A 6,788-nucleotide genomic window follows, 5' to 3' on the forward strand; every position below is an offset into this window, starting at 1 on the left:
CTCAAGCGCGCCCGACACCGCGACTGGCCACCACCCGAACCGACAACAGTCACGATCGCCGAACCAGGAGCGACCTAAAGTCACCGGCATTGGGCCTAGGCCCGCGTCGAGGCCTGAGGGGCGGCCGCCGCGACCGTGTCCGGCCCGGGCGCCGGGCTCCTGTCCCGTACGCCGACCTTGCGCGCGGGCGCGCCGGCCCAGATCTCCCCGGGCCCGGTCGAGCGGGTGAGGACGGCGTTGGCGCCGACGACGGTGCCCGCGCCGACCGTCAGCACGCCGTCCTTGCACACCACCTTGGCGCCCGCGCACAGCACCGCGCCGTCCTCGACCACCACCCGCCGCATCGCGCTCCGCTCCTGCGGCACCCACGGGTCGGCCCGGCCGATGGTGACGCCGTTGTAGAGCGTCACGTCGGAGCCGAGCGTGGTGTACGGGTGCAGCACGGTGCCGAAGCCGCGGTGGAAGACGGTGAGCCCGGGCCCGATCTCGCAGGCGGCGGGCACCTCCATCCCGTAGAACGCGAGCGCCTCCTGGACCAGGCGGCCCAGGAGGCGGTGGCGGCGGCGGTAGATCAGCGCGGTGACGAGTGACATCCGCACATTGTCTCGGCGCCGTCACCCGAAGTCACCGATCACTTGATGTCGGGCACCGCGGTGTCGTTCTTGAAGGCGTCGAAGAGCTGCTTGGACTTGGTGGCGTCCCACAGCACCGCGGACTCGCCGGTCTTGGTCCGGTAGTCCGGGTTGCCGATCGGCACGGTCAGGGACTTGCCGCTGCCGCCGTTGACGTCCTTCATGGCGAGGAAGAGCGAGCCGAGGTCGGTCAGCCCGCAGTCGTCGTCCACGATCAGGGTGCCGAGCGCCGAGTCGACCAGCGGGTAGAAGGTGAACGGGTCGAGCAGGTTGCCGGGGGAGGCGGCCTGGTGGGCGAGGGCGCCGAGGAACTTCTGCTGGTTGCGCATCCGGCCGAGGTCCTGGTCGGCCATCTGGTGGCGCTGGCGAACGAAGGCGAGGGCCTGCTTGCCGGTGAGGGTCTGGTCGCCGGCCTTGAGGTCCAGGCCGGAGTCCTTGTCCTTGACGTCCTGGTCGATCTTCATCTCGACGCCGCCGATCGAGTCGACGATGCCGACGAAGCCGGCGAAGCCGATCTCGGCGTAGTGGTCGATGCGGATGCCGGTGTTCTGCTCGACGGTCTGGACGAGCAGGCGCCCGCCGCCGGAGCCGAAGGCCGAGTTGATCTTCGCGGTGGTGCCCTTGACCGGCTTGCCGTTGCTGCCCGGGTGCTCGGGGATCGGCACCCAGGAGTCGCGCGGGATGCTCATCAGGGTGTTCCCGTTGTCCCCGACGTGCAGGACCATCATCGAGTCGCTGCGCTTGCCCTCGGTGTCGTGCCCGGTGTGCAGGTCGTCCTGCTCGGAGTCGGTGAGGCCCTGGCGGCTGTCGGAGCCGACGATCAGCCAGTTGGTGCCCTTGCCCGCGGCGGGGCGGCCGGGGTAGTCGGCGAGCACGTTCTCGTGGTTGAGCTTGGAGTCCGCCCAGAACCAGGTGGACACGGAGGTCACCATGACGGCGATCAGCAGGCCGAAGACCGACCACTTGACGATCCTGCGCCGCGGCCAGCGCCCGGATCGCGCACCGGCCGGCCGGGTACCGCCGGGGCCGCTGCCCGGGCCACCGGGGCCACCCGGGCCGCCGGGACCACCGGGACCACCCGGGCCGCCGGGACCACCGGGACCACCCGGACGCCCGGGACCGGCCGGGCCGCCGGGCCGGGTGCCGGGTGCGCCGGCCCCCTGCTGGGGGACGCCGCCGAGCCGGGAGGGCCCGGGCGGCTGCTGCGGCTGTCGCGGCGCGGTCGTCCCCGGCCCGCGCGGGTTCAGCGAGGACGGCAGCGGCGGCTCGGCCGCCGAGCCGCCCCCGCCGGTGCCGCCGTACGGGTTCCCGCCGCCCCCCGGGCGGCCCTCCTGCCACGTGTTCATGCCGTCGAGGATGCCCGACCCCGGCCGGGCTGACTCCCCCCGGGGGGCCCGCCGGTGCTCTTGTAGCAGTTTTGATGCACGTGCCGGACCGTTCCGCCGTAACGTCCGGACACCCGGCGTTCCGGCTGCTGAAACGATTCTTGACCGGCTCGAACACCGCGTGTTTGCATTTCAGGCATGGATCAGCGTTGGGCACTCACGCGTCGGCGGCACGTCGACCTGCGGCGCGGTGTGGCCTGTTCGCTCTGTCGCGGCTGACGCGCGCCGTCGAGAACCGCACGTCCGAGGACGTAGCGACCCCCCGGTACCGGACCCCACCCCGGTAGCCCCCACCGCAGCGCCTTCCCCGCTGCGCAGCGCCGCCCCGCTCCCAGCCAGAGGTGAACCCATGGCCGTCGTCCTGTCCGTTTCCGGCTCCCCGTCCGCCACCTCCCGCACCACCCGCCTGCTGCGCCACGTCGACGCGCGGCTGGCGGACCGCGGGCACCACGTCGTCCCCTTCGAGGCCCGCAGCCTGCCCGCGCACGCGCTGCTGTCGGGCGACTTCGACCACCCCGAGATCGTCGCCGTCACCGAGCTGTTCGCCCGTGCCGACGGCGTCGTCATCGGCACCCCCGTCTACAAGGCCGCCTACTCGGGCCTGCTGAAGGCCCTGCTGGACGTGCTCCCGCAGTACGCGCTCACCGGCAAGGCCGTCCTGCCGCTGGCCACCGGCGGCTCGCCGGCCCACGTCCTCGCGGTGGACTACGCGCTGCGCCCGGTGCTCAGCTCGATGGGCGCCGGCCACATCACCCAGGGCTGGTTCGTGCTCGACCGGCACGTCACCGCCCGGGAGGACGGGACGACCCTGCTGGAGCGCGAGACCGAGACCCTGCTGGCCCCGGTCGTCGACGGCTTCGCCACGGCCCTGGAGCGGCTGTCCCCGCCGGTGCTGACCACCTGCTGACCAGCCGCGCCGCCGTCGCCGCGGCCCGTACGGGGCCTCCCCGAGACGGGCCGCGGCGACCCCTAGGGGGAGGCGCCCCGCGCCCCGTAGAACCTTGGTTGAAGCGCTTCATTCCGGCGGATGACGAGCCGTCCGCCGTCCACTCCTAACGTGGTTCACACATCCCCACCCGCCAGGAAGCGGCCCGATCGTGTCGGGTCCGGCAGCCCGGTCCACCGGGAGGGTGGGGCTGACTCCCGGTCGAGGACTACCGCCTGCACCATGTCGCGAGGCGGGCGGGCCCGCGAGGCTGGGGACCAACGGGTGAGCGCATCTTCCAATAGGAGACTCCAGTGACGACGGCAACAGCCGTGTACGACCCCCAGCTTCCCGGCGGAGCCTCCGCCGTCGCCGCTTCGGCCCGTCAGGTCACCAAGGCGTACGGCTCGGGCGAGACCAGGGTCACCGCGCTCGACGCGGTCGACGTCGACATCCAGCGCGGCCGGTTCACCGCGATCATGGGCCCGTCGGGCTCCGGCAAGTCCACCCTGATGCACTGCCTGGCCGGGCTCGACACCGTCAGCACCGGCCGGATCTGGATCGGCGACACCGAGATCACCGGCCTCAAGGACAAGCAGCTGACCCGGCTGCGCCGGGACAAGATCGGCTTCATCTTCCAGGCGTTCAACCTGCTGCCCACCCTGAACGCGCTGGAGAACATCACGCTCCCGATGGACATCGCGGGCCGCAAGCCCGACCAGGCCTGGCTCGACCAGGTGGTGGAGACCGTCGGCCTGGCCGGCCGGCTCAAGCACCGCCCGACCCAGCTCTCCGGCGGCCAGCAGCAGCGCGTCGCGGTGGCCCGGGCCCTGGCCGCCCGCCCCGAGATCATCTTCGGTGACGAGCCCACCGGGAACCTGGACTCCCGGGCCGGCGCCGAGGTGCTGACCTTCCTGCGCCGCTCGGTGGACGAACTGGGCCAGACCATGGTGATGGTCACCCACGACCCGGTCGCCGCGGGCTACGCGGACCGCGTCCTCTTCCTCGCCGACGGCGTGATCGTCGACGAGATGCACGCGCCCACCGCCGACTCCGTCCTCGAACGCATGCGCCGTTTCGACGGCAAGCGCACCAGCTGAGCGGGGACGACACGACCATGCTGCTCAAGACCTCACTGCGGAGCTTCTTCGCCCACAAGGGCCGGATGGCGCTCTCGCTCATCGCCGTCGTGCTGTCGGTGGCCTTCGTCTCCGGCACCCTGGTGTTCTCCAACACCGCCACCAGCACCTTCGACAAGCTCTTCGCCGCCACCGCCTCCGACATCTCGGTCCAGCCGCCCAAGCCGGCCGAGGACGAGGACCGGCAGTCCGGCGACAAGCCGTTGACCGTCCCGGCCGCGATCGCCGACCGGGTCGCCTCGGTGCCCGGCGTGAAGAAGGCCGTCGGCCAGGTCATGGTCCAGGACGCGGCCCTGGTCGACCCGGCCACCAGCAAGCTGGTCGGCCCGACCAGCGGCGCGCCCACCATGGTCGGCAACTGGACCGACACCCCGCGCAACGCGCTCACCATCACCTCCGGCCACGCGCCGCAGGGCGCGGGCGAGTTGGTGCTGGACGCCGACACCGCGAAGAAGGCCAAGCTCGGCCTCGGCAGCCGGATCCGGCTCGACAACGCCGCCGGCAAGCACGAGTTCACCATCGCGGGCATCGCGACCTTCACCACCACCAACCCGGGTGCGGCGCTGGCCTTCCTGGACACCGCGACCGCGCAGCAGGTGCTGCTCGGGGAGCAGGCGTTCACCTCCGTCGAGGCGTTCGGCGACGGCAGCCGCGGCGACGACCGGCTCAAGGCCGACGCCCTGGCCGCGATCGGCGGCGGCTACCAGGTCAAGACCGCCGCCGAGCAGAAGGCGGAGAACAGCAAGAGCGTCGGCAGCGGCCTCGACTTCATGAAGTACGCGATGCTCGGCTTCGCCGGGGTCTCGCTGGTCGTCGGCGGCTTCCTGATCATCAACACCTTCTCGATGCTGGTCGCCCAGCGCACCCGGGAGATCGGCCTGCTGCGCGCCGTCGGCGGCAGCCGCCGCCAGGTGAACGGCTCGGTGCTGGTCGAGGCGCTGATCCTGGGCGTGCTCGGCTCGACCCTCGGGATCGGGACCGGCCTGGGCATCGCGGTCGGCCTGGTCAAGCTCATGAACGCGCTCGGCATGGGCCTCAAGGCGAGCGACCTGCAGATCGGGCCCGACGTGTTCGCCGCCGGGTACGCGGTGGGCATCCTGATCACCGTCGTGGCGGCCTGGATCCCGGCCCGCCGGGCGAGCCGGATCTCGCCGATGGCCGCCCTGCGCGACCACGGGACCCCGGCCGAGGCCCGCGCCAACGTGGTCCGTACGGTCGTCGGCCTCCTGGTGACGGCGGGCGGCGCCGCCCTGCTGGTGCTCGGCGCACGGGCGGAGAAGGCGGCCACCGGCGGCCAGTACCTGGGGCTGGGCGTGCTGCTCACCCTGGTCGGCTTCGTGGTGCTCGGCCCGCTGCTGGCCACCGCGGTCATCCGGGTGCTCGGCGCGCTGCTGCCGGCCCTGTTCGGCCCGTCCGGCAGGCTCGCCCAGCGCAACGCGATGCGCAACCCGCGCCGCACCGGCGCCACCGCCGCCGCGCTGATGATCGGCCTGGCGCTGGTGATCGCCTCCTCGGTGTTCAGCTCCTCGGCGGTCACCTCGGCCAGCGCGCAGATCGACCGCTCGGTCGGCGTGGACTACATCATCGGCGGCCGTACCGCGATCACCCCGGAGATGGTCGACGCGGTCCGGAAGACCCCGGGCGTCGACCACGTCACCACCCAGAAGGAGTTCGACGCCAAGGTCCGGCTGTCGGACGGCCGGACCAAGCGGACCGGCGTGGCCGCCGTGCCGCCGGCCTTCTTCGGCACGGACTTCCGGTTCCCGGTCACCTCCGGCGCGGTCGACTCGATCGGGCGCGGCTCGCTGGGCATCGGCGAGGACTTCGCCAAGGAGCAGCAGCTCAAGGTCGGCGACAGCGTCACCGTCGACTACGGCAAGGGCCACACCCAGGTGCTGCCGGTCGGGGTCGTGTTCGCGAAGGGCTCGCTCTACGGGGACACCTCGTTCGTCGACGACGCCACCATGGCCAAGGCCGTACCGGCGGCCGACCAGCCCGCCGCCCGGACGTTCTTCGCCAAGGCCTCGGCCGGTGCCGACGTCGCCAGGACGCTGACCGCCCTGGAGGGCGCGCTCAAGGAGTACCCGCAGCTGACCATCAAGGACCAGGCGGGCTACAAGGAGCTCGTCCAGTCCCAGGTCAACACCCTGCTCTACCTCATCTACGGGCTGGTCGGCCTCTCCATCACCGTCGCGGTGCTCGGCGTGGTCAACACCCTGGCCCTCTCGGTGGTCGAGCGGACCCGGGAGATCGGCCTGCTGCGGGCGATCGGGATCTCCCGCCGCCAGCTGCGCCGGATGATCCGGCTGGAGTCCGTGGTGATCGCGGTGTTCGGCGCCGTCCTCGGCACCGGTCTCGGCCTGGCCTGGGGCGTCACCGTCCAGCGGGTCCTGCGGGACCAGGGCCTCGGGACGCTCTCCGTCCCGACCACCACGATCGCGGTCACCCTGGCCTCCTCGGTGGTGATCGGCCTGGTCGCCGCCCTGGTGCCGGCCTTCCGGGCCGGGCGGATGAACGTCCTCGCGGCCATCGCGACGGACTGAGGCATCGCCACGTACCGACCGGCGCGGCCGGGGCACGACGTACTGACCGGCGCCGGGGGGCGCCGGACAGCGGAACGGGGGCCGGGGGGCGGGGGGGCGGCAGCACCCCGCCCCCCGCGGGGGGGTTGCGCGCGCGCCCGTAGGCGCCCCGCCGGTCGATCTCG

Annotated in this window: 5 protein-coding genes; 3 read left to right on the forward strand and 2 right to left on the reverse strand. The window is 72.7% G+C overall.

Translation table 11 applies throughout. The annotated features are described in order from the left end of the window. Positions 1-95 precede the first annotated feature (95 nt). The gene (locus tag ACFQ6N_RS33330) at positions 96-593 is read right to left on the reverse strand and encodes a hypothetical protein (RefSeq protein WP_380657342.1); all 498 of its coding nucleotides are present in this window, start codon (positions 591-593) and stop codon (positions 96-98) included. 38 nt (positions 594-631) lie between these two features. Further along, complete coding sequence (locus tag ACFQ6N_RS33335) at positions 632-1,978, reverse strand: LCP family protein (RefSeq protein WP_380657343.1); 1,347 nt, start codon at positions 1,976-1,978, stop codon at positions 632-634. Positions 1,979-2,366: 388 nt separating this feature from the next. Here ACFQ6N_RS33335 and ssuE point away from each other — a divergent pair, with 388 nt between their 5' ends. The 3 genes from ssuE (at position 2,367) to ACFQ6N_RS33350 (ending at position 6,624) form a co-directional block, all read left to right on the forward strand. Continuing rightward, positions 2,367-2,924, forward strand: a complete 558-nt coding sequence (gene ssuE, locus ACFQ6N_RS33340) for an NADPH-dependent FMN reductase (protein ID WP_380657345.1) — start codon at positions 2,367-2,369, stop codon at positions 2,922-2,924. Between the two features lie 332 nt (positions 2,925-3,256). Further along, on the forward strand, positions 3,257-4,042 hold the full coding sequence (locus ACFQ6N_RS33345) for an ABC transporter ATP-binding protein (RefSeq protein ID WP_380657347.1): 786 nt from the start codon (positions 3,257-3,259) through the stop codon (positions 4,040-4,042). A 17-nt stretch (positions 4,043-4,059) separates the two neighbouring features. Next, positions 4,060-6,624, forward strand: coding sequence for an ABC transporter permease (locus ACFQ6N_RS33350; protein WP_380657349.1), 2,565 nt, complete (start codon positions 4,060-4,062; stop codon positions 6,622-6,624). Positions 6,625-6,788 lie beyond the last annotated feature (164 nt).

Origin of the sequence: Kitasatospora sp. NPDC056446, assembly GCF_042796115.1 — a bacterium.
Lineage (GTDB): Bacteria > Actinomycetota > Actinomycetes > Streptomycetales > Streptomycetaceae > Kitasatospora.